The 24,574-nt window shown below is 72.7% G+C and carries 29 protein-coding genes; 15 read left to right on the forward strand and 14 right to left on the reverse strand.

The annotated features are described in order from the left end of the window. Positions 1-75 precede the first annotated feature (75 nt). Positions 76-597: a gamma carbonic anhydrase family protein gene (locus K377_RS14055; RefSeq protein ID WP_111663629.1), complete on the forward strand. Its 522-nt coding sequence runs from the start codon at positions 76-78 to the stop codon at positions 595-597. 25 nt (positions 598-622) lie between these two features. Here K377_RS14055 and K377_RS14060 read toward each other — a convergent pair whose 3' ends face one another. Continuing rightward, on the reverse strand, positions 623-1,273 hold the full coding sequence (locus K377_RS14060; RefSeq protein ID WP_111663630.1) for a DedA family protein: 651 nt from the start codon (positions 1,271-1,273) through the stop codon (positions 623-625). Between the two features lie 365 nt (positions 1,274-1,638). Between K377_RS14060 and K377_RS14065 the strand changes: the two genes are divergently transcribed. Beyond that, complete coding sequence (locus tag K377_RS14065; protein ID WP_237551974.1) at positions 1,639-2,055, forward strand: DUF3761 domain-containing protein; 417 nt, start codon at positions 1,639-1,641, stop codon at positions 2,053-2,055. A gap of 852 nt (positions 2,056-2,907) precedes the next feature. Next, positions 2,908-3,375: a hypothetical protein gene (locus K377_RS14070; RefSeq protein WP_146614722.1), complete on the forward strand. Its 468-nt coding sequence runs from the start codon at positions 2,908-2,910 to the stop codon at positions 3,373-3,375. Positions 3,376-3,628: 253 nt separating this feature from the next. Here K377_RS14070 and K377_RS14075 read toward each other — a convergent pair whose 3' ends face one another. Further along, entirely contained in the window at positions 3,629-4,081 is a 453-nt protein-coding gene (locus tag K377_RS14075) for a DUF4442 domain-containing protein (RefSeq protein WP_181512561.1), read from the reverse strand. Between the two features lie 104 nt (positions 4,082-4,185). Between K377_RS14075 and K377_RS14080 the strand changes: the two genes are divergently transcribed. Next, entirely contained in the window at positions 4,186-5,538 is a 1,353-nt protein-coding gene (locus K377_RS14080) for an MFS transporter (RefSeq protein ID WP_258395034.1), read from the forward strand. Between the two features lie 6 nt (positions 5,539-5,544). Here the strand turns inward: K377_RS14080 and K377_RS14085 are convergent, their stop codons facing one another. From K377_RS14085 to K377_RS14095, 3 genes are all read right to left on the reverse strand, one after another. After that, on the reverse strand, positions 5,545-6,405 hold the full coding sequence (locus tag K377_RS14085; protein WP_161195187.1) for a spermidine synthase: 861 nt from the start codon (positions 6,403-6,405) through the stop codon (positions 5,545-5,547). 58 nt (positions 6,406-6,463) lie between these two features. Further along, positions 6,464-7,663, reverse strand: a complete 1,200-nt coding sequence (tuf, locus tag K377_RS14090) for an elongation factor Tu (RefSeq protein ID WP_111663634.1) — start codon at positions 7,661-7,663, stop codon at positions 6,464-6,466. Between the two features lie 300 nt (positions 7,664-7,963). Then, a complete protein-coding gene (locus tag K377_RS14095) occupies positions 7,964-8,671 on the reverse strand; it encodes a DNA alkylation repair protein (protein WP_111663635.1) in 708 nt (235 codons plus the stop codon). Between the two features lie 107 nt (positions 8,672-8,778). Between K377_RS14095 and K377_RS14100 the strand changes: the two genes are divergently transcribed. Next, the gene (locus K377_RS14100; protein WP_111663636.1) at positions 8,779-9,492 is read left to right on the forward strand and encodes a TVP38/TMEM64 family protein; all 714 of its coding nucleotides are present in this window, start codon (positions 8,779-8,781) and stop codon (positions 9,490-9,492) included. On the opposite strand, the gene K377_RS14105 is transcribed toward K377_RS14100, so the two are convergent. After that, entirely contained in the window at positions 9,455-10,648 is a 1,194-nt protein-coding gene (locus K377_RS14105) for an MFS transporter (protein WP_111663637.1), read from the reverse strand. The genes K377_RS14100 and K377_RS14105 overlap by 38 nt on opposite strands. A 73-nt stretch (positions 10,649-10,721) precedes the next feature. On the opposite strand from K377_RS14105, the gene K377_RS14110 reads away from it, so the two are divergent. The 3 genes from K377_RS14110 (at position 10,722) to K377_RS14120 (ending at position 13,024) form a co-directional block, all read left to right on the forward strand. Then, complete coding sequence (locus K377_RS14110; RefSeq protein ID WP_111663638.1) at positions 10,722-11,726, forward strand: helix-turn-helix transcriptional regulator; 1,005 nt, start codon at positions 10,722-10,724, stop codon at positions 11,724-11,726. Positions 11,727-11,876: 150 nt separating this feature from the next. Then, positions 11,877-12,752 carry an undecaprenyl-diphosphate phosphatase gene (locus K377_RS14115; protein WP_111663639.1) on the forward strand — a complete coding sequence of 292 codons (876 nt, stop codon included), beginning with the start codon at positions 11,877-11,879 and terminating at the stop codon, positions 12,750-12,752. 83 nt (positions 12,753-12,835) lie between these two features. Further along, positions 12,836-13,024 (forward strand): CsbD family protein, encoded by a 189-nt coding sequence (locus tag K377_RS14120; RefSeq protein WP_111663640.1) that lies wholly within the window; start codon positions 12,836-12,838, stop codon positions 13,022-13,024. A 33-nt stretch (positions 13,025-13,057) separates the two neighbouring features. On the opposite strand, the gene K377_RS14125 is transcribed toward K377_RS14120, so the two are convergent. Together K377_RS14125 and K377_RS14130 are read right to left on the reverse strand one after the other, a co-directional pair. After that, the gene (locus K377_RS14125; RefSeq protein ID WP_111663641.1) at positions 13,058-13,756 is read right to left on the reverse strand and encodes a VWA domain-containing protein; all 699 of its coding nucleotides are present in this window, start codon (positions 13,754-13,756) and stop codon (positions 13,058-13,060) included. 25 nt (positions 13,757-13,781) lie between these two features. After that, positions 13,782-14,312, reverse strand: a complete 531-nt coding sequence (locus tag K377_RS14130) for an alpha/beta fold hydrolase (protein WP_111663642.1) — start codon at positions 14,310-14,312, stop codon at positions 13,782-13,784. Positions 14,313-14,545: 233 nt separating this feature from the next. On the opposite strand from K377_RS14130, the gene K377_RS14135 reads away from it, so the two are divergent. After that, positions 14,546-15,262: a helix-turn-helix transcriptional regulator gene (locus K377_RS14135; RefSeq protein WP_343238155.1), complete on the forward strand. Its 717-nt coding sequence runs from the start codon at positions 14,546-14,548 to the stop codon at positions 15,260-15,262. Positions 15,263-15,274: 12 nt separating this feature from the next. On the opposite strand, the gene K377_RS14140 is transcribed toward K377_RS14135, so the two are convergent. Continuing rightward, complete coding sequence (locus K377_RS14140) at positions 15,275-15,982, reverse strand: SDR family NAD(P)-dependent oxidoreductase (protein WP_111663643.1); 708 nt, start codon at positions 15,980-15,982, stop codon at positions 15,275-15,277. 101 nt (positions 15,983-16,083) lie between these two features. Here K377_RS14140 and K377_RS14145 point away from each other — a divergent pair, with 101 nt between their 5' ends. From K377_RS14145 to K377_RS41665, 3 genes are all read left to right on the forward strand, one after another. Then, positions 16,084-16,932, forward strand: coding sequence for a helix-turn-helix transcriptional regulator (locus tag K377_RS14145; RefSeq protein WP_111663644.1), 849 nt, complete (start codon positions 16,084-16,086; stop codon positions 16,930-16,932). Further along, positions 16,929-17,678, forward strand: coding sequence for a tyrosine-protein phosphatase (locus tag K377_RS14150; RefSeq protein WP_111663645.1), 750 nt, complete (start codon positions 16,929-16,931; stop codon positions 17,676-17,678). Before K377_RS14145 ends, K377_RS14150 begins: the two co-directional genes overlap by 4 nt. A 90-nt stretch (positions 17,679-17,768) precedes the next feature. After that, positions 17,769-17,942: a hypothetical protein gene (locus K377_RS41665; protein WP_181512562.1), complete on the forward strand. Its 174-nt coding sequence runs from the start codon at positions 17,769-17,771 to the stop codon at positions 17,940-17,942. A 15-nt stretch (positions 17,943-17,957) separates the two neighbouring features. Here the strand turns inward: K377_RS41665 and K377_RS14155 are convergent, their stop codons facing one another. Next, positions 17,958-18,698, reverse strand: a complete 741-nt coding sequence (locus tag K377_RS14155) for an SDR family oxidoreductase (RefSeq protein ID WP_111663646.1) — start codon at positions 18,696-18,698, stop codon at positions 17,958-17,960. A 19-nt stretch (positions 18,699-18,717) separates the two neighbouring features. Then, positions 18,718-19,374, reverse strand: a complete 657-nt coding sequence (locus K377_RS14160) for a DinB family protein (RefSeq protein WP_111663647.1) — start codon at positions 19,372-19,374, stop codon at positions 18,718-18,720. A gap of 69 nt (positions 19,375-19,443) precedes the next feature. Here K377_RS14160 and K377_RS14165 point away from each other — a divergent pair, with 69 nt between their 5' ends. Both K377_RS14165 and lnt read left to right on the forward strand, forming a co-directional pair. Then, positions 19,444-19,920, forward strand: a complete 477-nt coding sequence (locus K377_RS14165) for a nuclear transport factor 2 family protein (RefSeq protein WP_111663648.1) — start codon at positions 19,444-19,446, stop codon at positions 19,918-19,920. A gap of 98 nt (positions 19,921-20,018) precedes the next feature. Further along, positions 20,019-21,566, forward strand: coding sequence for an apolipoprotein N-acyltransferase (lnt, locus tag K377_RS14170; RefSeq protein WP_111663649.1), 1,548 nt, complete (start codon positions 20,019-20,021; stop codon positions 21,564-21,566). Between the two features lie 104 nt (positions 21,567-21,670). On the opposite strand, the gene K377_RS14175 is transcribed toward lnt, so the two are convergent. Next, a complete protein-coding gene (locus tag K377_RS14175) occupies positions 21,671-22,567 on the reverse strand; it encodes a Gfo/Idh/MocA family protein (protein ID WP_111663650.1) in 897 nt (298 codons plus the stop codon). A gap of 163 nt (positions 22,568-22,730) precedes the next feature. On the opposite strand from K377_RS14175, the gene K377_RS14180 reads away from it, so the two are divergent. Next, positions 22,731-23,204, forward strand: a complete 474-nt coding sequence (locus K377_RS14180; protein ID WP_258395035.1) for a hypothetical protein — start codon at positions 22,731-22,733, stop codon at positions 23,202-23,204. A 21-nt stretch (positions 23,205-23,225) separates the two neighbouring features. Here K377_RS14180 and K377_RS14185 read toward each other — a convergent pair whose 3' ends face one another. Together K377_RS14185 and K377_RS14190 are read right to left on the reverse strand one after the other, a co-directional pair. Further along, the gene (locus K377_RS14185) at positions 23,226-23,771 is read right to left on the reverse strand and encodes a hypothetical protein (protein WP_111663652.1); all 546 of its coding nucleotides are present in this window, start codon (positions 23,769-23,771) and stop codon (positions 23,226-23,228) included. Positions 23,772-23,861: 90 nt separating this feature from the next. Then, positions 23,862-24,545, reverse strand: coding sequence for a uracil-DNA glycosylase (locus K377_RS14190; protein WP_111663653.1), 684 nt, complete (start codon positions 24,543-24,545; stop codon positions 23,862-23,864). Between the last annotated feature and the right edge of the window lie 29 nt (positions 24,546-24,574).

Raw genomic sequence — 24,574 nt, forward strand, 5'->3', positions numbered from 1 at the left:
ATCTTCACCCCACAGGTACGGTTCGCTCTGGCGCGACACCATGACCGGAAACCATCGGGAAACAGAGGAGCAGGCATGGCCCACGAGGCACTCGTCACCGGGTTCGGCGACCACGAACCGGCGCTGGACCAGGAGTCGTTCGCGGCGCCGATGTCCACGCTGATCGGCGACGTCACCCTGCGCGCGGGCGCGAGCGTCTGGTACGGCGCGGTGCTGCGGGCGGAGTTCGAGCCGATCGTGCTCGGCGCCGACAGCAACATCCAGGACAACTGCACGGTCCATGTCGACCCGGGCTTCCCGGTGACGGTCGGCGAGCGCGTCTCGGTCGGGCACAACGCGGTGCTGCACGGCTGCACCATCGAGGACGACTGCCTGATCGGCATGGGTGCGACGGTGCTCAACGGCGCGGTGATCGGCGCCGGTTCGCTGGTGGCGGCGCAGGCGCTGGTCCCGCAGGGCATGGTGGTCCCGCCCGGCTCCCTGGTGGCCGGCGTCCCCGCGAAGGTGAGGCGCGAGCTGTCGGACGAGGAGCGCGAACTGGTCACGCTGAACGGCACCCACTACGTGGAACTGGCGAAGATGCACCGCGCGCTGTGACCGCGCCCGCCCGGGGCGCGGGCCGTCAGTCGGCGACGACGGCGGCCTCCGCCTGGGCGGCCTCGTGCGCGGCGGCGGCCTTGGCGGCCCGGCGCTTGACGATGAGCATCGAGGCGAGCCCGACGAGCACGGCCGCGCCCAGACCCACGTACGAGAAGCGCTTCAGCCAGTCCTCGGCGACCACGCCCACGTAGTAGATGACGGCGGTCGTGCCGCCGGCCCAGACCACGCCGCCGAGGAAGTTCGCGATGAGGAACTTCCAGTACGGCATGTGCAGCACGCCCGCGAGCGGGCCCGCGAAGATGCGCAGCAGGGCGATGAACCGGCCGAAGAAGACGGCCCACATGCCCCACTTCTCGAACGACCGCTCGGCGGTGGCGACATGGGCGGGCCCGAAGTGCCTGGGGAACTTGGCACCCAGCTTGGCCAGGAGTGGACGGCCGCCCTTGCGGCCGATCGCGTATCCGATGGAGTCACCGATGACGGCGCCCGCGCTGGCGCAGGCGCCGAGCACGACGGGGTTGACGTCACCGTGCTGCGAGGAGAGCAGCGCGGCGGAGACGAGGACGATCTCGCCGGGCAGCGGGATGCCGAGACTCTCCAGGCCGATGACGCCCGCCACCAGGGCGTAGATGGCGACCGCCGGAATCGTGTCGAGCCACTCCTGGATGTGCAAAGCAGCCGCCTCCCGTAAGACCCGCAAGTTCGGTGTACCCGGCGCGCGCCCTCCCCTGGGGCGCCCACGCCGGGAAGCCTACCTGTTCGCCCTGACGCGTCCGGGTCGACCGAACCACACCTGGCCGTGGGGCCGGAGGCTCCCCCGAGCGGCTGCCACCCGAGGTCGGGCACCAAGGTGAGGTTTCACGTTTTCATCACAACTTCATCACCCGGCATACATGCTTGCTTTAGCCACTCTTATCGTCGGGGCTACCGCACATCTCATGGGGGGATCTCATGTCGCACTTCCAGCCGCCGCCCGGAAACTGGCCGCCCGCCGCGCCTCAGCCATCCCGGACCCCTCTGTGGGGACGCAAGCGGTTCATGCTGCCCGCGATCGGTATCGCCTTCGTCATCGGCGTCGGCGCCGGCGGGGCCAGCCAGGACGACGCGACCGCCAACGCCGCAGCGAGCAAGCCCCGACCGACTCCCACCGCGACCGTCACCGCGACAGCAACGGCTACGGCCACCGAGACGGCCAGCCCGGAGGCGACCCCCACCGTCACAGCGACGAAGACCGTGAAGGTGAAGGTCACTGTCACCGCGAAGGCACCCGCCGCCGGCGGCAGCGGAACGTCCGGAGGGAGCGGCAGCAGCGGAACGTCCAGCGGCGGCTCGGGCGGATCTTCGTCCAACGGCAACGGGGCCACCGCGCTCTGCAACGACGGCACCTACTCCTACGCAGCCCACCACCAGGGCGCCTGCTCCCACCACGGCGGCGTCGCGACCTTCTACCGGTAAGCGCACGAGCACCCCGCCCGCGTTGCCCTGCCGGGCCGAGGGTCATTCGGGTCGCATCGTGGTGCGAGGGTCAAGATCCAGCCATCATGGACATCGAGGCCACACAACGCACATTCAGCACATATCTCGACAGCGTAACGCCGTAACCTTTAATGATCCTAGGACTGATTCAAGGCTACGCGCTGCGGACTCTTTCAGTGCTAGCACTGCCTGGCCGCCATGCAGGCCGAGATCCCTCGTCGCCCCTGACCTGCCCGATGACGCCCGGATAGTTTCTCCGTAGCGGGCTTCGGCAACCCGCAGAAGCGGGTCCCTTCCTGTTCCTTCAGGCGGGAGGCCCCTCTCAGGTTCCGAAGACATCCCGGTTCGAGCGGAGTCCCGTTCAGACAAACGATCGGCGAGCCTTCACCTGGCCGATCGTCAAGTCTGTCTCGCGAAAGGGGACTCACGTGGAGTCTATGCAGAAGTACAACTTGGGCCACAAGATGCGCGTCACGTCTCGTCCGGGGGTCCGGGGCTTCGAGCGCACCGGGTGGGCCCGGTGAGTAGCCCGGCCGGCCAGCGGGCAGTGCTGCTCCTGTTGGCCGGCGGGGGCACTTCGCTGTTGGCGCTGGAGCGCCCTTCATGGGGCGTGGCCCTTCTGGTCGGCGTGGGGGTGGCGACACTGCTCCACCTGCTGATGGAGCAGTGATGACCCTCAACACGGGGTTCCCTCGCCTTGATGCGGAGTTGAGGTCCTCCATGGCAGGCGTCCGGTCAGTCCCAGGCGGGTAGTTCCCTGCCATGGATGCGGGGGTTGCGGGCGTGGTCGGCGCTGCCGTGGGAGTACTGGGCGGGTTCGGGACTGCAGTGGTGTCGTCCCTGAGTCAGAACGCGCAGCAACGGCAGCAGCAGACGGTTGAGCGTGAGGCGCGTCTCGAACAGGGCCGCCGGGACGCCTACCTCGCCTGCATCGAGACTTCGAAGGGGATCACGGCGGACTGGTGGAAGCTGGTGAACTGTCTGCTGTCCAGCGACCGAACACCAGAGTTGTGCAGGCAATACGCGGAGACGGCACAGCATGGCTGGGTTGTGTTCACGAAGTCTGCGGACGCGGTGTGCATTGCTGGGCCGAACGCGATGGCGGCTGCCGTGCAGGCGCTGCGTGAGTCGATGTGGACCATGGATCGGGCCGGGACCGAGTGGTATGAGTGCGTGCGCTCGGGGGGTGTGGATCGGCTAGCCGCGTGTGAGGCCGCCTTCCGGGAAGCGGAGCGGACTCGAACGGATCAGGGGTTCGTGTTCCTCGCCGCCGCCCGGCGTGCGCTCGCTGCCGAGTAGGTGGTCACCGTGAGCGCCGCTCCGGCGACCTCGGGGCCGATCTCGTCCGGCAGTCTCCGGCAGGCAAGGTTGCTCACCGTGACTCCGCACCGGAAGCTGCCGGACGAGAACCCTTGCAGCCGTCGGCTCGCCTGCCGCAGCGCATCCCGATGGCCGCCGAAGACACCCACCCGACACGTCGCCGCGCGGGGCACCGCGATCTCCACGCGGGGACGCCGGAGACCGACGACCGCGGCGGCGACGCGCGGGACTGTCAGCCGTTGGGGCGCAGCGTCCAGACGACCTTCATCTCGCCGGTGACGGCGCCGTCCTCGCGGCGGATCTCGATGGTGACCGGGAACTCGGGGCGCTCCCCCGCGTCCAGCTCGGCGACGACGTCCGCGGCCGGGCGGCCGAGGGTCGCGGTGGCGGTGACCGGGCCCATCGCCAGCTTCTTGTAGGCGATCTCGGCGCTGACGGCCAGCGGCACGGCGCGTGCGAGCTGGTCGCCGAAGGCGGCGAGCACGATGGCGCCGCTCGCGGACTCGCCGAGCGTGAACATCGCTCCGGCGTGCGGGCCGCCCACGTGATTGTGGTAGTCCGCCTGATCGGGCAGGGAGACCACGGCCCTTTCGGGGCTGGTCTCGTGGAAGTCGAGGTTCAGGGTGCGGGCCATCGGCACCGTGGCGGCGAGCATCTCGCCGATGGACATCTGGTCTGCGCTCATGAACCGCATGTTACCCACGGGTAGCCAGCCTGACCATCCCCGCTCGCGTCGCTGACCCGGCCGGATGGTTTGGCAAATGCGCGCGCGGCGGCGATAGTCCCCCAGTGACCTCAACCAAGACCTCGCGCCGACCCGTCTGGGCGGGGCGGAACTACACGCTCCTCGCCGGGTCGGCGTTCATCACGGCGCTCGGCGCGAACGGGGCGCTGATCGCCTCGGCGTTCGCCGTCCTAGAGGCGGGCGGCGACGGCGGTGACGTGGGTCTGGTGGCGGCGGCCCGCACCCTGTTCCTGGTGATCTTCCTGTTGGTCGGTGGCGCCGTCGCCGACCGGCTGCCGCGCCATCACGTCATGGTCGCGGCCAACGCCCTGAGCTTCCTCTCCCAGGGCGCCTTCGCCCTGCTCGTCCTCACGGGCGAGCCGCAGTTGTGGCAGATGATGGCGCTGAGCGCGCTGGGCGGCATGGGGCAGGCGTTCTTCAGCCCGGCGGCCGAGGGCATGCTGATGTCGACGGTCACCGCGGAGCAGGCGAGCCGGGCGTTCGCCCTGTTCCGGATGGCGATGTCGGGCGCCTCGGTGGGCGGTGCCGCGCTCGGCGGCGCCCTGGTCGCGGCCTTCGGGCCCGGCTGGGTGCTCGCGGTGGACGCGGCGGCGTTCGCGGTGGCGGGCGCGATGCGCTGCTTCCTCGACGTGAGCCACATCGCTCCGCGCGTACCGGGCGGCGGTCTCCTCGCCGACATGCGCGAGGGCTGGCGGGAGGTCGTCTCGCGGCCCTGGCTGTGGGGCATCATCGCCCAGTTCTCGGTGGTCATCGCCGTGGTGGGGGCCGCGGAGGCGGTGTTCGGGCCGCTGGTGGCCCGCGAGGAACTGGGCGGGGCCGGGCCGTGGGGCTTCGCGCTCGGCGCGTTCGGCGCGGGCACGATCGTCGGCGGGCTGCTGATGATGCGCTGGAAGCCGAAGCGGCTGCTGTTCGCGGCGACGCTGTCGGTGTTCTCGCTGTCCCTGCCGTCGGCGGCGCTCGCGGTCCCGGTGCCGCTGGCGGCCCTGGTCGCGGTGATGTTCGTCAGCGGCATCATGATGGAGGTGTTCGGCGTCTCCTGGATCACCGCCCTGCACCAGGAGATACCGGAGGAGAAGCTGTCCCGGGTCTCCGCCTACGACTGGTTCGGCTCGGTGGCGATGGTCCCGCTGGCGACGGCTCTCGCCGGACCCGCCGAGTCGGCGTTCGGCCTGAGTCCTTCGCTGTGGGGGTGCTCGGCGCTGGTGGTCGTCGCGACGACGGCGGTGCTCTTCGTGCCGGACGTACGGAATCTGCGGCGCAGGGAGTCGACCGAGATCGCCGGCGCCGTGGCGGCGACCGGCCCGGACGACGCGGCGGCAGTGGGCGTGACCGGCGCGGCCACGGCGGCGGTGACCGCGACCGAGCCGGTGACGGCCCCGCCGCGCGACACCCCGTGACCCCGCCTACCCCACGCGGAAGGAGCCGCCCGGCGGCTCCGGTGACGGCACGGCCTCGGCGTCCGTGACCGGTCGGGCGTCGCCAACGAACCGGCGCAGCGCGTCGCCGTGCTCGACCCGCGCGGGGAACGCGTCGCGCGCGGTGCGGCGGGCCAGCTCCGCCACGTCGAACTCGGCCCGGGAGGCGACGAGCACGGCGTTGCCGAACCGGCGTCCGCGCAGCACCGCGGGCTCGGCGATCAGCGCGACATGGGTGAACACCGCCGAGAACGTGGCCAGTTGTGAGCGCAGGAAGGCGAACGGGGCGCCGTCGGCGAGGTTCGCCGCGTAGGTGCCGCCGGGCCGCAGCACGCGGTCGGCCTCGTGCGCGTACTCCAGGGTGGTCAGATGGGCCGGCACCCGGGAGCCGCCGAACACGTCGGCGACGAGCGCGTCCGCGCTGTCCGCGGGCGCCGCCTCCAGCCAGGCCCGCGCGTCCCCGCCGTGCACGGTGATGCCCGCTCCCCCGTCCGGCAGCGGCAACTGCTCGGCGACGAGCTCCCGCAGCCCGCCGTCGGCCTCGACGACATGCTGCCGGGAGCCGGGCCGGGTGACGGCGACGTAGCGCGGCAGCGTCAGGGCGCCGCCGCCGAGGTGCAGCACGTCGAGCGGCGCCCCCGCGCCGGCGGCGCAGTCCAGGACGTGGCCGAGACGCCGGGCGTACTCGAACTCCAGGTGGGCGGGGTCGTCGAGATCGACGTACGACTGGGGTGCTCCGTTCACCGTGAGCAGCCAGGCCCGGCGCCGGTCCACGTCGGGCAGCAGTCGGGCCGTGCCGTGGTCGACGGCGCGGATGACGGGTATCGGCTCGGGGTCGGGTGCGTTCACCCGCCCATTGTGCCGGGCCCGGGGCCCCTGGTTCAGGGGTCCCGGGCCCGGCCCGCCGTCAGGCGCCGGGCTCCACGGTCGTCACCGTGCCCGCGCCGACGGTCCGTCCGCCCTCGCGGATCGCGAAGCCGAGGCCGGGCTCCAGCGGGACCGCCCGGCCCAGCTCGACCGTCATGGTGACGGTGTCGCCGGGCCGCGCGACGGCCGCGTCGCCGAGGTCGATGTCGCCGACGACGTCGCCGGTGCGCAGGTAGAACTGCGGCCGGTAGCCGGTGGCGACGGGCGTGCTGCGGCCGCCCTCCGTCGCCGACAGGACGTACACCTGCGCGGTGAACCGCCGCGCCGGCCGCACGCTGCCGGGCTCGGCGACGACGTGCCCGCGCCGGACCGCGTCGCGGGCCACCCCGCGCAGCAGCAGCGCGACGTTGTCGCCGGCCTGCGCCTCGTCCATCGGCTTGCCGAAGGTCTCGACGCCGGTGACGACGGTCTCCGTCTCCTTCCCGGACGCGGAGTCGTCCGACCCGTACACGCGCACGCGGTCCCCGACCCGCACGCGCCCGCGCTCGACCGCGCCGGTCACGACGGTGCCGCGTCCGCTGATCGTCATGACGTTCTCGACCGACAACAGGAACGGCGCGTCCACGTACCGCTCCGGCATCGGGACGTACGTGTCCACGGCGTCGAGCAGCGCCTCGATGGACGCCGTCCAGCGCGGGTCGCCCTCCAGCGCCCCGAGCCCGGACACCCGCACCACGGGCACGGACTCGCCGCCGTAGCCGTGCGCGGAGAGCAGTTCGCGCACCTCCAGCTCGACGAGGTCGGTGAGCTCCTCGTCACCGGCGTCCGCCTTGTTGATCGCGACCACGATGTGGTCGACGCCCACCTGGCGGGCGAGCAGCACGTGCTCGGCGGTCTGCGGCATGATCCCGTCGAGCGCGGAGACCACGAGGATCGCCCCGTCGAGCTGGGCGGCGCCGGTGACCATGTTCTTGACGTAGTCGGCGTGGCCCGGCATGTCCACGTGCGCGTAGTGCCGGGTGTCGGTCTCGTATTCGACGTGCGCGATGTTGATGGTGATGCCGCGCAGCGCCTCCTCGGGCGCCTTGTCGATGCGGTCGAACGGTACGAACGTGCCCCCGCCGCGCTCGGCGAGGACCTTGGTGATGGCGGCGGTCAGGGTGGTCTTGCCGTGGTCGACGTGGCCCATGGTGCCGATGTTCAGGTGCGGCTTGGTGCGCACGTATGCCGTCTTGGGCATGGCTGAGTGGTCCCTTCCGGAACTTCAGAAAGAAAGTGGCCTCCTACGGGGAGGCGGGGACCCCTGAGCCGGACCGACCCTCCCCCTGCGGGGTCCGCCGGAATGTCCGGGGAGGGTCAGCGTCGCGCGCCGTCAGCGGCTGCTGCGAAAAGTGCTGCGTGGAAGACGGCAGCCTGAGCAGCGTCCGCGACTGCGGACGGAGCTGCGAGGAAGGCGTGCCGGAACATGAGGCAGATCATGGCCGACGGATCGCCGCGCGTCGAACGATTTTCCGCGCCGCGAAGGGAGTTGCTCAGCCGGTCACGGTCCTACGTTCTTCAGGGCTTCCCGCACGGACAGCGGCGCGAGCACGTCCCGGTGGGCGGCGACGAAGGCCCGTACGGCGTCCGCGTCCGTCTTCGCATACTCGCGCAGCGCCCAGCCGATCGCCTTGCGGATGAAGAAATTCGGGTGCCCGGCCCGGCGGAGGCAGTAGGCGAAAAGACGGTCGGCGTCGGTCGCACCCCTGTAGCGGAGTTGGTGGAGCAGAGCGGTCCTGGCCACCCAGAGGTCGTCGTCCTCGACCCACGCGTCCATGGCCGCCGTGAGCCTCGGGTCGGCGGCGACGAGACCGCCCACCACATAGGCGGCGAGATGGTCGACGGTGTCCCACCAGGGGACGGTGGTGATCAGCTGCCGGGCGACGGGGAGGAAGTCCGGTGACAACAGGCGGACGTGGCGGCGCAGGCAGTCGACGGCGAAGTACGCGTACTCGCGCTCGGGCAGGGCCCAGCAGCGCAGCGCGAGGGCGGTGAGAGCGGTCTCGTCGGGGCTCGGGGTCCCCCGGAGGACCGTGCGGGACAGTTCCCGCCGCTCGGGTGAGGGCAGTCCGAGGAAGGGGGCGACGTCCTTCATGTAGGCCCGCATCCGCGCGGCCCGCCCGGGGTCGGCGGCGGCCGGGTAGACGGTGGTCAGCCGGTCGAGGACGGTGTCGGCCCAGGCGCTGGGCGGCGGCGGAATGACGGACACGTGCTTCCTCGTCCCTTCCCTGCCGGAGATTCCCCGGGGAGTTCCTTGTGGGAGAAGTGAGACACAACCTACGGCGATCTTATGTGTGTGTCGGTTAGTCTCCCCGGATGCTCGACACCGTCCCCGCCCGTCCCGCCGGGCTCGCAGCACGCTGCTCCAGGGTGCTGTTCTCCCCCTGGTCACGGCTGTCGCTCCTGATGGTGCTGCTGGCCGCGGCCGCCGCGTGCGTCCTGCTCTTCGAACCGCAGCGGCTCCTCCAGGACGGCTGGCCGCGCCAGTTGACCGGGGCGTTCGCGGTCGTGGCGTTCACCGTGGCCTACGGCCTGTGCACGGTCGCGTTCGTGCCGAGACCCCTGCTCAATCTGGCCGCGGGCGCGCTGTTCGGCTCCCAGCTCGGCCTGGTCGGGGCGATCGGCGGGACCGTCGTCGGCGCCGGTGTCGCGTTCGGCCTGGGCCGGGTCCTCGGCCAGGACGCACTGCGGCCGCTGCTGCGGGGCCGCTGGCTGAAGGCCGCCGACGGCCAGCTGAGCCGGCACGGCTTCCGCTCGATGCTGGCGGCCCGGCTCTTCCCCGGGGTGCCGTTCTGGGCGGCGAACTACTGCGCGTCGGTGTCCCGGATGCGCTGGGCCCCGTTCCTGCTGGCCACCGCGCTCGGCTCGATCCCGAACACGGCGGCCTACGTGGTGGCGGGCGCCCGCGCCTCCGCCCCCACCTCTCCGGCGTTCCTGATCGCGATGGGGTTCATCGCGGTGACGGGCCTGGCGGGCGCGCTGGTCGCCTGGTTCAAGCGGCACAAGTGGAGTCCCCCGCGCGAGCACTGACCGGGGAGCGGAGACCCGGTCCGAGCACCAGCGTCACCGCCACCGACAGCACCGCGAGGACCACCATCGCGGCGGCCGGCGAGGTGAGCTGTGCCAGCGCTCCCGCCAGCAGGGCCCCCACGCCCTGCATCGTCAGCATCCCGGCCGTGTGCAGGCCCAGGGCGTGGCCGCTGAGTTCGTCGGGGGTGAGCGCCACCAGGCGTTCCTGGAGGAGCAGGCTCGCCGAGAAGCCGATGGAGGCGACGGCGACCGCGGCCAGGGCCACGGGCAGCGACGGGCGCAGCCCGAACACCAGGTAGGGCGCGGCGAGGAGCAGCCGGAGCGGGGCGCCGAGGCGGGCCCGCAGGCGCGGGGGCAGGAAGCGGCCCGTGAGGATGTCGCCGGCGAGCATCCCGAGCGAGGCACTCGCGAGCAGCACGCCCGCGTGCACGGTGTCGTACGGGACGAAGAGGGCCTCGCAGCCGACGATCAGGCCGTTGGGCACCCAGAGCGCCAGGTACACGTAGCGGCGCGGCACCGAGGACCAGAGGAGGGCGTTGCCGCGCATCGTCTCGCGGAGGGAGGGCCGGCCTGCGGCCCGGGCCGGGCGTGCGCCCAGGCCGCCGCGGACCACCGCCGCCGACAGGACGTACAGACCGGCGGCGATCAGCAGGGTGCCGCGCGGGGACAGCGCCGTGACGAGGACGCCGCCGAGCGCGTACCCGGCGATCTGGCAGATGCCGCTGCTCATGTTGAGGACGGAACGGCCCAGCAGATAGCCGCCCTTGTCGAGGATGTCGGTGAGCAGGCCGTAGCGGACACCGCCGCCGAGCGCCGAGGGGACGCCCTGGAGGAGGACGAGGGTGAGCGCGGCGGCGGTCGGCAGGCCCGGCGCGGTCTGGAGCAGGGTGGCCAGGCACAGGAAGAGGGAGAGTCCGGCGAGGACCGCGCGCGGCGGCAGCCGGTCCGCCGCCGACAGCAGGGTGAGCGCGCCGACGACCTGGGCGAGCGCGGGCCCGAACATGGCGAGCGCGGACAGCAGCGGCGAGCCCGTCCGGGCGTAGACGAGCGAGCCGAGGGCGAGGCCGCCGACCGTCTGGGCGGCGACCTGGAGCGAGCAGGCGGCGAAGAGCGGAGTGAATTCGGGGGCGGCGAAGAGGTCCCGGTAGGTGCGCATGGGCAGAGGCTGCGCGGGTGCGGCGGCCGGACGTTAATGTTTCGCGCCACGGCGAAACGAACGAGGAGGCAGGGTGGGGATCTGGCAGGTCGACGCCGACACGCTGGCGGGCAGCCGGTTCGTGGTGTCGTCGCTCGCGGAGACGACGGCGAGCCTCAAGAAGCTCGCCGATCCGCGGGCCGCGCACCCGGGTGAGCGGCGCTGGCTGGACTCCCATCTGCCCGCCTACCGCGCCCGGCTGGCCGCGGATCCGGTGACGGCGGCGCTGCTCGACGCCGCGTTCGGGGCGACCTGGACCGCGGACTTCCTCACCCCGACCCCGTACGGGCGGTGCGATCTGGACCTCGACGAGGGGCTCGCCCGGATCGCGGCCACGCCGTCGGACGCGGTGCGCGCGGACCTCGCGCTGTCGTGCCCGGGACCGCTGCCGCCGCCGCTCGCGGGCCCCGACGACCTGGCCGAGCGTGCCGCGCGGTTCCTGGACTGGGTGTGGCGGGCGACGGTGCTGCCCGAGTGGCCGCGGCGGCGCCGGATCATCGAGGCCGATGTCGTCGCCCGGACCAGGGAGTTGTCGGTCGGCGGCTGGGCGGCGGCGTTCGGCGCGCTGCGGCCGACGATGCGCTGGCTGGGCGAGGGGCGGCTGCGGATCAACGCGCACGACTATCCGCCGCGGGACATCTCGGGGGCACGGCTGCTGTTCGTGCCGGTGACCCCGCAGCAGGGCTGGGTGTCCTGGCCGGAGCCGCCGCCCGGTGCGGCGGTGCCGCCGGACCGGTACGCGGTGGTGTACCCGTGCGCGGGCGCGCTCGCCGACGCGGGCCGGGTGGCGCCGCCGGACGGTCTCGCCGCGCTGGTCGGCACGGCCCGCGCGCGGGTCCTGATGCTGCTCGACCAGCCGTTGACGACGACGCAGCTGACCGCGCTGACCGGGCAGGGGCTCGGCTCGGTGGGCCGGCATCTGAAGGTGCTGGGCGACGCCCGGCTCGTGGGCCGGCGGCGGGCCGGGCGCTCGGTGCTGTACTTCCGCACCCAGGCCGGGGACACCCTGCTGTCGGCCCAGCGTGACCCGGATGTCTAGCGCACGTCGCCTTCCCGTCACTTTCGGCGCCTAGCGTGCCTCACGCGTGTGCCCGTGCCTCTGTGGTGACGGGGGCGCGTGCCTTCCCGTCCTGTCCGGTGCGCGCCCGCGGCCGGTCCCGTCTCCGGCCCCTGGATCGCGTACCTCTCCATGTCTTGGTTCGAATCATTCATTCTCGGCCTCGTCCAGGGGCTCACGGAGTTCCTGCCGATCTCGTCCAGCGCGCATCTGCGGCTGACGGCGGCCTTCGCGGGCTGGAGCGACCCGGGGGCCGCCTTCACGGCGATCACCCAGCTCGGTACGGAGACGGCCGTGGTGCTGTACTTCCGCAAGGACATAGCCCGGATCATCTCGGCGTGGTTCAGGTCGCTGACCGACAGGTCGATGCGGAGCGACCACGACGCACAGATGGGCTGGCTGGTGATCGTCGGCTCGATCCCGATCGGTGTCCTCGGCGTCACGTTCAAGGACCAGATCGAGGGCCCGTTCCGCGATCTGCGGCTCACGGCCGCGACGCTGATCGTGATGGGTGTCGTGCTCGGTGTCGCCGACCGCCGCGCCGCCCGTGACGAGCTCGGCGGCCGGCACCGCGCCGTCCGCACCCGCAAGGAGCTGAAGGACCTGTCGGTGAAGGACGGCCTGATCTACGGCCTGTGCCAGGCGCTGGCGCTGATCCCGGGCGTCTCCCGCTCCGGCGCGACGATCAGCGGCGGACTCTTCCTCGGGTACACCCGTGAGTCGGCGGCCCGCTACTCGTTCCTCCTCGCCATTCCGGCCGTACTGGCCTCGGGCGTCTTCGAGTTGAAGGACGCGACGGAGGGCGGGCACGTGTCGTGGGGGCCGACGGTGTTCGCGACGCTGATCGCGTTCGGTGTCGGGTACGCGATCATCGCGTGGCTGATGAAGTACATCTCCACGAAGAGCTTCATGCCGTTCGTGTACTACCGGATCGCGCTGGGCATCGCGCTGATCGTGCTGGTCACCGCGGGGGTGCTGAGCCCGCACGCCGCCGAGTCGGCCGGATAGCCGCGCCGCGTCCTCCGGATGCGGCCCGCACCACCCGCCCGTAACGTCACAGACGACCCGAACCACCTCATCAAGGAGTCGTCATGGGCGACAACGCCATGGACAAGGCCAAGGGCAAGGCCAAGGAGATGCTGGGCAAGGCCACCGGCAACGAGCGGATGAAGACCGAGGGCAAGGTCGACCAGGCCAAGGCCGACACGGCGAACATGGGCGACAAGGCCAAGGACAAGCTCAAGGGCGTACGTGACTCCCTGAGCGACGACGACAACTGACCGTTCCCCGCGGGCCTCGGGCCCGGGGCACGCTCAGGTGACGATCCCGGCGGCGGTCGCGGCCCGGAGCCAGTCGGGGAACTCGCCCGTCAGCCGGTCGTACAGCACCGCGTCCGGGATCAGCTTCGGGTCCTTGCCCGCTGGGAAGAACCCGGCGTTGTCGACGACGCGCCGGGCCGGCACCGCCAGCTCGTCCAGCTTGCGCAGGAAGTCGAACCTGTCCTTGCCGTAGCCGACGAACTGCCAGAACAGCGGCAGCCTGGCGGCCCTGCACAGGGTCTGCTCGGCGGCGCGCCGCGAGTCCGGGGAGCCGTCGGTCTGGAAGATGACGAGGGCCGGGCTCCGCGCGCCGCTGTCGAGGTAGTGGTCGATGACCGCGTCCATGGCGGCGGCGTAGTCGGTGGTGCCCATGTGCCCGTACGCACGGTGGAGTTCGGCGATCCGGCCCTGGTAGTCGTCGAGGCCGATGTCGACGGCGGGGCGGGCGTCGCTGTCGAAGAAGACGGTGGGGACGATCCCGTCGTCGTCCAGGTTCACCGACAGAGCCAGAACCTGCTCGGCGAGGTGCTGCATGCTGCCGTTCTTGTAGTACTTGCGCATGCTCCCGGACCGGTCGAGCACGAGGTAGACGGCGGCCCGCGCCCCGGTCAGGCCCTGCTTCTCCAGGGACACGGCGGCGGTCTTGGCGAGGCTGACGAGCCCGGCGGGGACCTTCTCGAAGTTGAGGGGCATGGGCCCATCCTCACAGGTCAACCGGCTAACCGAGGAAGTCGCGCACCAACATGACGAATTCCTCGGGGCGTTCGGCCCGCATGACGTGCCCCGAGTCGAGTTCGGCGTACGAACTGCTCAGGCCGTTGAGGTACGGGCTGCTGAACGCGACGAGCATCGCGAAGCGGGAGAAGGTCTCCGCGTCGTCGACGAGGTCCCGCCAGATCCGCATCACCGTCCGTACGTACGCGTCCTGCGCGGCGTGGGCGAAACCGGCCACGGGAACGAGGCGGCGCACCAGTTCGGGCCGGACGACGGCGCCGAGCGAGTGCCCGACGATGTCGGCGGGGCCCGCGTCCCGGTCCTCGATGACCGCGGCCAGTTCGTTCGTGAGCCCCTCCAGGGTGAGGTCGTCACCCGGGTCGGGGACGGGGTCGCTGCCGGACAGGTCGGGGAGGATCACGGTGTGCCGGTCGGTGAAGCGGTCCACCAGGGCGTCCCAGGTGACCGAGCCGGGGCCCGCGCCGTGGACGAGGACAAGTCCGGTGCCGTTGCCGTGAGTTCGGTAGGTCGTCATGCCGTGGAGCCTGGCACCGGGCCGCTCGCGTGAGGAGCGGACCGCTTTCCCTAGGACCGCCGGTCCTGGCCTGGGACGCCGAGCGGGCAGGATGGGCGCATGAGCATGGACCGCGGTCGACTCGCCGACTTCCTGCGCCGTTCCCGGGAGCGGCTGCGCCCCGGGGAGGTGGGACTGCCGGCCGGTCCCACCTCCCCGGGCTGCGCCGCGAGGAGCTGTCCCAGCTGGCCGGGATGTCGGCCGACTATCTGATGCGCCTCGAACAGGCCCGCAGCCCGCAGCCGTCGCCGCAGATCCTAGCCTCGCTCGCGCAGGCGCTGCGGCTGAGCCTCGACGAGCGCGACCATGTGTTCCTGCTGGCCGGACACCGCCCGCCGGCCGGTCCCCGCGCGGGCGAGCACATACGGCCCGGCCTGCTGTATCTGATGGACCAACTAGCCGGCAACCCGGTGCAGTTGCCCAGCGACCTGGGCGATCTCCTGGTGCAGAACGAGCTGGCGGAGTCGCTGTTCGGCTGCACCTGCACAGTGTCCGGGCCGGACCGCAATGTGGTCTGGCGCTGGTTCACCGATCCGTTCGTGCGGGAGGCCTATCCCCCGCAGGAGCACGAGCGGCACGGCCGGGAGCACGTCGCCGACCTGCGGGCCGCCGTCGCCCGCCGCGGCGCGGACGACGCACCGGCTCTGGCGCTGGTGGACCGGCTGCGCGGCACCGGCGCGGAGTTCACCGCGCTGTGGGAGCTGCACGAGGTGGCGGTACGGCGCGGCGGCCGCAAGCGGGTGCTGCATCCCGTGACCGGGCCGCTGGAGTTCGACATGGAGGCGCTGCTCGCCCCGGCGGAGGACCAGCGGCTGCTGGTGTTCACGCCGCCGCCGGGCTCGACGACCGTGGCAGCCCTGGAACTGCTGCGCGAGGCGGGGCCGGAGACGGCGCACCGCGGCCATCGCTGACGACCGCCGGATTCACCAGGGCAGGGGCCCCGAGGCGGAGAAGAATCCGCCGGTCGGTCCGTCCGGGCCGAGCTGCGCCATACGGACGATGACCTCGGCGCCCTCCTCGACCGTCTGGGTGCCGGAGTTGCCGTTGAGGTCGGTCTTGGTGAAACCCGGCTCGACGGAGTTGATCCGCATGTTCGGGAACGCCTTCGCGTACTGGACGGTCAGCATGTTCACGGCCGTCTTCGAGGCCGGGTAGGCGATGCCCGGGTAGAAGCCGGCGGGCGCGTCCGGGGTGGCGATCAGGGCCATCGAGGCGAGACCGCTGGCCACGTTCACGATGACGGGCGCGGCGGAACGGTTCAGCAGCGGCAGGAAGGCGTGGGTGACGCGGAGCGTGCCGAAGACGTTCGTCTCGAAGAGCGGACGCAGGGTGTCGACGGTCTCGTCGGCGGGGGCCACGATGCCGTTGTCGGCGGTGCGGCCCTCGATGCCGGCGTTGTTGACCAGTACGTCCAGACCGCCGTCGGCCTCGATGGTGGCCGCGGCGGCGGTGACGGAGTCCTCGTCGGTGACGTCGATGACGACGTGCCGGGCGCCCAGCTCCTCGGCGGCGCGGCGGCCCTTCTCGGCGTCGCGGCTGCCGATGTAGACGGTGTGTCCTGCTTCGACGAGGCGGCGGGCGGTTTCGCGGCCGAGGCCCTTGTTCGCCCCGGTGATGAGTGTCGTGGTCATGGGTCAAGCCTCCGGCGAAGCGTCCCGTCCAGCCAGCCGTCCCGTCTTCCTGGGACTGCCGGTACCAGGAAGATCCGCGCGCGAGGGGGCAGAGTGGGGGCATGAGCAACGACTTCGGGGACGCCGTGCGGCGCTGGCGGGACCGCGTCCGGCCCGAGTCGGCCGGGCTCACGCCCGTGGGGCAGCGGCGCGCCGCCGGGCTGCGCCGCGAGGAGCTGGCGCTGCTCGCCGGGATCTCCGCGGACTACGTCACCCGGCTCGAGCAGGGCCGGGCCAGTCACCCCTCGGACCAGGTCGTCGCGGCGCTGGCCCGCGCGCTGCGCCTTTCCGGGACCGAGCGCGAGCACCTGTTCCGGCTCGCGGGCCTGGTGCCGCCGGGCCGGGACCGGGTGCCGGGCACGCTCACGCCGAGCGTGCACCGCCTCCTGGAGCGGCTCGCCGGGACACCGGTCGCGGTCTTCGACGCCGCGTGGACGCTGCTGCTCGCGAACCCGCTCTACACGGCGCTGCTCGGCGAGCGCCCGCAGTGGCGCGAGCACCGGAGCAACGGCGTCTGGTGGACGTTCCTCGGCCCGCCCGGCCGGGTGCGGCAGAGTCCCGAGGAGCGCCGCGCGATGGAGGCGGCCCTCGTCGCGGACCTGCGGGCGACCGCCGTCCGCTACCCGGCCGACCCGGAGCTGTCCGCGCTGGTCGCCGAGGTGCGCGCGCGGAGTCCGCGGTTCGCCGCGCTGTGGGACGCGGGCGAGGTGGGACCGCACGAGGCGGCCCGCAAGACCGTCGACCATCCGCAGGTGGGCCCGCTGACCCTGGACTGCGACACCCTGACGGTCGCGGGCGACGATCTGCGCGTCATGGTCTACACGGCCGAGCCGGGCACCCCGGACGCCGACGCCCTGACCCTGCTCGCCACGCGGGTGGTCCCGGCGCTGCTCGTATCCTCACCCGCATGACACGCCACCTGGCCTTCGCCCGTCTGCACAACTTCCGTGACCTGGGCGGCTACCGCACCCTCGACGGCCGTACCGTCCGCCGGGGACGGCTGTACCGCTCCGACGCGCTGTCGAAACTGACCCCGGCCTCCGGCGACGATCCCGGGCGGGCCGACTGGGAGAGATACACCGGCCTCGGCATACGCACCGTGATCGACCTGCGCTATCCGTGGGAGATCGCCGCGAACGGCCGGGCGCCCGAGGTTCCGGGTCAGAGCTGGGTCAATCTCAGCGTGGAGCACCGCCCGTACGACCAGGCGGTGATCCCGGCCGACGTCGACCCGTGGCGCCATCTCGCCGACCGCTACCTGGAGGTCGCCCACGACGGCGCCGCCGAACTGCGGCAGGCCCTCGCCCTGATCGCGTCCGCCGAGGAACCGCTGGTCTTCCACTGCGCCTCGGGCAAGGACCGCACCGGCCTGCTCGCCGCGCTGGTCCTCGTCCTGCTCGGTGTGCACGAGGACGACGTGGCGGCCGATTTCGCTCTGACGGAACGCGCCAGGGACCGCCTCCTCGCCGACTGGAAGGCGGCGCACGAGGGCCGTGAGCCGAGCTGGCCCGGCTTCGGCCGCGCCCCCGAGACGATCATGCGGCTGTTCCTCGCGGACCTGTCCGCGCAGTTCGGGAGCGTGCAGGGGTACGTCAACGAACATCTGGGCATGGATGAGGAGTTGACCATTCAGCTCCGCAAGGGCTTGCTCAACTGATCGCCAACTCCCTGCCACAAACGATCACTTGACGCAGTCGACCGCTCGCTCAGGGTTCACATTCGGTCGTCGCGCGCTTAGCCTTGGCACATGCCACCTGCCGCACCCCAGCCTGCCCGGTCCGCCGAGGAAGTGAACGAGCAGATCCGGGGACTGTGGCTGCGCGCGGGCGGGCGGCTCACGGCCGAGCAGCGTGCGCAGTACGAGCTTCTGGTCACGGAGTGGGCCCAGGCCACGCGCACCGAGGTCGTCAAGGCCGCGTGACCCGGACCCGTCCGGTCAGCGTCCGCCCGCGACGCGCAGCACGGTACCCGTCGTGTACGCGGCGTCCGCCGAGAGCAGCCAGGCGATCGCCGCGGCGACCTCGTCGGCCGTGCCCGCCCGGCGCAGCGGAAGACCGCCCGCCATCCGTTCGGCCCGGTCCGGGTCGCCGCCCCTGGCGTGGATCTCGGTGTCGATGATGCCGGGGGCGACGGCGTTGACGCGGATGCCGGCCGGTCCGAGTTCCTTCGACAGGCCGACGGTGAGCGTGTCGATCGCACCCTTGGACGCGGCGTAGTGGACGTAGTCGCCGGGGCTGCCCAGGGTCGCCGCGGCGGAGGACAGGTTCACGACGGCGCCACCGCCCGAGGCGGCCATGTCGCGGGCGGCGCGGCGGCAGCAGAGCAGCACGCCGAGGACGTTGACGTCGACGATCCGGCGCAGGTCCTCGGTGCGTGCCTCGACGAGCGGGCCGAACGGGCCGGTGACACCGGCGTTGTTCACCAGGCCGGTGAGCGGGCCCAGTTCGGCCTGCGCCTCGTCGAACAGCCGCTCCACGTCGGCCTCTTGCGACGTGTCGCCCTGGAGGACGACGGCGCGGGCGCCGGCCGCGCGCACGGTGTCCGCGGTGCGCAGCGCGGCGTCCTTGTCGCGGACGTAGGACAGGGCGACGTCGTGGCCGTCCCGGGCGAGCCGCAGTGACGTGGCGGCGCCGATGCCTCGGCTGCCGCCGGTGACGAGCGTGATGGGGCGGGTCAAACGAGCCTCCTGGCGTTGATCAGGTCGCGCGAGGCGCACCGTACCAGCGCCACTTGCCGACCCTTTCGCGGCCCGGCAGATCACCGCGTCCGGTCGCCCACAGCAGCGTCGGCCAGGGCTCGGTGGCGGTGGGGGCGTCGGGGAAGAGCCGGTGCAGGGAGCGGGCGCACAGCCCGGCGGGCGGCTCGAAGGGGACGCCGAGGCCGAGCGCCATGTCGTGGGCGTGCAGCAGCGTCTCGACGACGCCCATCGCGGCGAAGCCCTCGGGGTCGGCGGCGCCGAAGACGTGATGGCCGCGGGCGTCGGCGGGGGTGGCCCGCACCACGGCGACGAGCAGCCCGCCGCACGCCTCGAGCACGCCCAGCAGTCCGGCGGGGCCCGCCTCCGGCTCCGCGGTGACGGTGTTGGCGGGCCCCTGCGGGCGGCGCCGGGAGAAGCCGAAGCTCACGTACGCGTCGGCGAGCGGCCGGGTCGAGCCGATCTGGGCCGCGTACGCGAAGAGGTCGTCGGCGAGGTGCTCGCCGGTCTCCCAGCACGTCCACTCCAGCGGTCCGGCCGGGACGTGCCAGTCGGCCCCGGTCGCGGCGCTCAGCGCGTCGACGGTGATCCGGACGGCGTGCGCGACGTCGTCGGCGGTGACGGGCCCGGGTACGGGGGTGTTCGGCTCCTCTGACATGGGGTGACGGTAACAGCGACCTGGCGCACGCCTCTTGGCTGTGCGCGCCGGGGGCTCGACACTGACTCGATGACGCAGCGTGTGGAACTCGCGACCGTCCTCGACCGGCTCGCCGTCGACGAGTTGGTGACCGACTACGCCGTGACCGTGGACGACGGGGACTGGGTCGCGTACCGCGCCCTGTTCGCGCCGGACGGCCGCGCCGACTACCGGGCGGCGGGCGGTGAGGAGGGCGGCGCCGAGGAGATCGCCCAGTGGCTGACCCGGACCATGGAGCTGTTCCCGATGCGCCAGCACCTGATCGTCAACCGCCGCGTGCGCTTCGGCCGTCTGGAACGGGACGTCGGCGACACGGCCGTGGTCCAGGCGGACTACATCAACCCCATGCGGTTCACGGGCGCGGACGAGGGCGGGGCGCCGGACTTCGTGTGCGGCGGCCGGTACGCGTTCGGGCTCGTCCGTACGCCCGTGGGCTGGCGGATGCACCGGGTGACCGTGCACGAGAAGTGGCGGCGTGCTCCGCAGCGGTCGGCCACCGGCGTGTGAGCCGGGCGGTGCCCACTGTCGTTGATCGCCGCCGACGCGCACACTGAGGGCACGTGACCGGTGACGGCGGCAGTCGTACGAGGTGGGAGGCGCGGCGGATGCGGGGACGGTGGCAGCGGCTCGGGACATCGCCCTGGTGGCGCGGGGCCGCGGCGGCCGGGGCGGGCGCGCTGCCCGCGCCGGCGTTCCCCGCGCCCGCGCTGTGGTGGTTGGCGTACGTGGCCCTCGTCCCCTGGATGCTGCTCGCGCGCTCGGCGCCGACGCCGCGCCGCGCCGCCCTGGACGGCTGGCTCGGCGGCCTCGGCTTCATGCTGGCGGTGCACCACTGGCTGCTGCCCAGCCTGCATGTCTTCACGGTCGTCCTCGCGGCGCTGCTCGGCGCGTTGTGGGCGCCGTGGGGGTGGCTGCTGCACCGGCTGCTGCACGACCGGCCGTCGCCGCGGCAGTCCGTGGCCGCGCTGGTCGCGGTGCCCTCGGCGTGGCTGATGATCGAACTGGTCCGGTCCTGGCAGGGGTTGGGCGGCCCGTGGGGGATGCTCGGCTCCAGTCAGTGGCAGGTCGGCCCGGCGCTGCGGCTCGCTTCGGTGGGCGGGGTGTGGCTGCTGAGCCTGCTCGTGGTCGTCGTGAACACCGCGGTGACGCTGCTCGTGATCGCGCGCGGCGCCCGCACCCCGGCGGTGGCCGGACTCGTCGCGACGGTCGCGGTGACCACCGCCGCGTCGGCCTGGGCGCCGCGCCCGCAGACCGACGGCACCGCCCGGGTGGCCGTCGTGCAGGCCGGGACGATCGTCGGCGCCGAGCGACGCTTCGACCGGGAGGAGGCGCTGACCCGGCGGCTCGCGGGGCGGGACGTCGACCTGGTCGTCTGGGGCGAGAGCAGCGTCGGCTTCGATCTGGCCGCGCGCCCCGATCTGGCCCGTCGGCTCGCCGCGCTGTCCCGGCTCGTCGACGCGGACCTCCTGGTCAACGTGGACGCGCGCCGTTCCGGGGGCATCTACAAGAGTTCGGTCCTGATCGGGCGCGACGGTCCGACCGGCCCGCACTACGACAAGATGCGCCTGGTCCCGTTCGGCGAGTACGTGCCCGCCCGGTCCCTGCTCGGCTGGGCGACCTCGGTGGGCAAGGCGGCCGGCGAGGACCGCAGGCGCGGGACGCACCAGGTCGTCATGGACGCCGGGGCGCTGCGGTTCGGGCCGCTGGTGTGCTTCGAGTCGGCGTTCCCCGACATGACGCGGAATCTGACCCGGGACGGTGCTCAGGTGCTGCTCGCGCAGTCGTCGACCTCGACGTTCCAGCACAGCTGGGCGCCCGAGCAGCATGCGTCGCTGGCCGCGTTGCGGGCCGCCGAGAGCGGGCGGCCCATGGTGCACGCCACCCTGACCGGGGTCTCCGCCGTGTACGGCCCCGATGGTTCACGGGTCGGCCCGTGGCTCGGTACGTCGTCGAGCACGGCCCGGGTGTACGCGGCGCCGACCGCCCACGGCACGACGCTGTACGTGCGCTTCGGCGACTGGCCGGTGCATGTCGCCGGGGCGGTGTTGCTGGTCCTGGGCGCAACGGAAGCCGCCCGCCGCCTCCGCCACCGCAGCCTCCCGCCCCACGCACACGCCGGTGGGGGCTTCTCGCGCAGTTCCCCGCGCCCCTGACGCATGCGCTGCGCGCAGCCTCCCCTGGACGAGCGGAGCTCGTTTCAGGGGCGCGGGGCTGCGCGAGAAGCCCCCACCGGCCCGGGGACGACGACGGACCGGTCTCAGCCCAGAACGCCCCGCACAACGCGCTCACACAACTCATGCGTAGCCAGCGCATCCCGCCCGCTGACCACCGTCCCGTCCCGCACGGCGTCCAGGAACGTCAACGCCACCTGCTCGATCCCCCGCTGCCGAGCCACCGGCACCCAGTCCCCCCGCCGCCGCACGGACGGCTGCCCCTTGTGATCGACCACATCGGCGAGATTCAGGACCTGCCGCTTGGTGTCCTGCCCGGAGACCTCCAGGATCTCCTCCGTCGACCCGCTGAGCCGGTTCATCACACCGAGCGCGGTGAACCCGTCCCCGGCGAGCTGCAGCACGACATGGTGCAGCAGACCGTCCTCGACCCGGGCGCGGACGGTGACGTCGTCGATCGTGCCGGGCACCAGGAAGCGCAGGGTGTCCACGACATGGATGAAGTCGTCGAGGATCATCGAGCGCGGCTCCTCGGGGAGCCCGACCCGGTTCTTCTGCATCAGGATCAGCTCGCGGGGATGCTCCACGCACTGCGCGTACCCGGGCGCGTAACGCCGGTTGAAGCCGACGGCGAGGCTGACCCCGCGTTCCTCGGCGAGTTCCACCAGGCGTACCGAGTCGGCGAGTTCGTAGGCGAGGGGCTTGTCGACATAGGTCGGGACCCCGGCTTCGAGCAGCCGCGTCACGATCTCGGGGTGCACGGCCGTCGGCGCGTGCACGAACGCGGCGTCGAGCCCCTGAGCGAGCAGCGCGTCCAGGTCGGCGTGGCGCTGAGCGGCCGGAACCCGGTACTGCTCGGCGACGCGCGCGAGGGTCGCGGCGGTGCGGGTCTGCAGATGCAGCTCGATGCCGGGCTGTGCGGCGAGCACGGGCAGATAGGCCTTCTGGGCGATGTCGCCGAGTCCGATGCAGCCGACCTTCACGTCCCGTACTCCTCTGTGTGCGTCCCCGTGGTGTGCGTCTGGGCAGCATACGGCGGGGCCGGGGCGCTCCACCCTTTCACCCCGGCCCGCCTCTTCACCCGTGTGGGGCAACCTCGCCGATTCCGGTTCCGCCACCGCCCCGAGGTCCACCAGAGTGGCGCGGGTGCTCAGAACCACCAGCTCAGCCACGCTTCTGCTGACGGCGGCGGCCGCGGCCGTCACCGCTGTCACCGCCTCGGGATGTGTGAGCGTCAGCGCGCCGCCCGCTCCGGCCGCGCCCACCCCGTCCGCCACGGCTCCCGCGCCGCGCCCGGAGGGCCACTCCGCCGACCGGCCGCTCGTGCAGGGGCCCGCCCGCGAGGCCCTGCAACGGTCCGAACCGTCCCCGCACCGCTCCCCCGCCGTCCAGCGGCCCGCCGAGCCACCCCGCGTTCCCGCGCACCACGCGGTACCGGCCGCCCCGCGCAAGGCGCCGGACCCCGTCGCCCCCGCGCGGACCAGGGCGCCCCGGATCGACCGCCCCGCCGTTCCGGCGCCGCCGCCGAACACCGACGTCTGCGCCCTCGGCCGCCAGTACGGAGGCTGGTCCCCGGACAGCCCTCAGGCGACCATCTGCAAGGACACGTACGGCAGCTGAAGCCGTCTCCTCATCGCCCCGTCAAGAACCGCTCCGCGGCGGCCCGAGCGGCTCCCCGCCGGGCCGGCCGTGCCCTCCGCCCTCATCGGCGTCCCCGTCGGGCAGCCCCGCAATCTCCCGCTGGAGCCGCGTCAGCGCGGCCCGGACCCCGACCGCGTGTCCGTCGTCCGCCGCGTCCCCGAGCGCGGCGGACGCGGCGCGCGCCCGGGTCAGCTGGCCGCGGGCCGCACCGGGGCGGCCCAGCTTCACATAGTCGCCCGCCAGGCTCAGATGCAGCGACGGGTACAGGGCCCGCAGCGCCAGTGACCGCGGCTCGGCGCAGGAGTCGGCGGCCGTCAACGCCCGCAGGTCCCAGGCCAGTTTGTCGGACGGGTCGGTCTGGGTGCGGGCCAGGTAGTGCGCGAGCGTGCAGCGGTGCAGCGGGTCGCCGTCCTCGCCCAGGTCCGCCCACAGACCGAGGAGCCGGTCCCTCGCCTCCTCGCGGTCTCCGGCGTGGTGCAGCATGACCAGCTGCCCGATCCGGGTGGGCAGCGCGTCGTCCGCCGCCTGCTCGCGCTGCTGTGCCAAGGGTGCCTCCAAGCTCGGAAACCGGCTCGCCCACCGGTCACGGCTTCCGACGCTAGCCGCCGCCGACGGCGATCCAGGGCAGGCGCGGCCTCAGCCGAGGTCCGGGATGCGCCAGTCGATCGGCTCGTGGCCCTGGGCCGCCACCGCCTCGTTGATCTGCGTGAAGGGCTGCGAGCCGAAGAACTTCTTCGCGGACAGCGGCGAGGGGTGCGCGCCCTTCACGACGATGTGCCGGTCGGTGTCGATGAGCGGGAGCTTCTTCTGCGCGTAGTTCCCCCACAGCACGAAGACCGCCGGGTCGGGCCGGTCGGCGACGGAGCGGATCACGGCGTCCGTGAACTTCTCCCAGCCCTTGCCCTTGTGCGAATTGGCCTCTCCGGCCCGCACCGTGAGCACCGCGTTCAGCAGCAGGACGCCCTGCTGGGCCCACGGCATCAGGTAGCCGTTGTCCGGAATGGGGGTGCCCAGCTCGGCCTGCATCTCCTTGTAGATGTTGCGCAGCGAGGGCGGGGTCTTCACCCCGGGGCGCACCGAGAAGCACAGGCCGTGCCCCTGGCCCTCGCCGTGGTAGGGGTCCTGGCCGAGGACGAGGACCTTGACCCGGTCGTACGGTGTGGCGTCGAGCGCGGCGAAGACCTGCTCGCGCGGCGGGTAGACGGGACCCTGGGCGCGCTCCTCCTCGACGAACTCGGTGAGCTCCTTGAAGTAGGGCTTCTGGAGTTCCTCGCCGAGGACGCCGCGCCAGGACTCGGGCAGCATCGCGGTGTCGGTCACGTCAACAACCTCCGGGGTACGAGCACTTG

Source organism: Streptomyces sp. PsTaAH-137, assembly GCF_003259365.1.
Classification (GTDB): Bacteria; Actinomycetota; Actinomycetes; order Streptomycetales; family Streptomycetaceae; genus Streptomyces.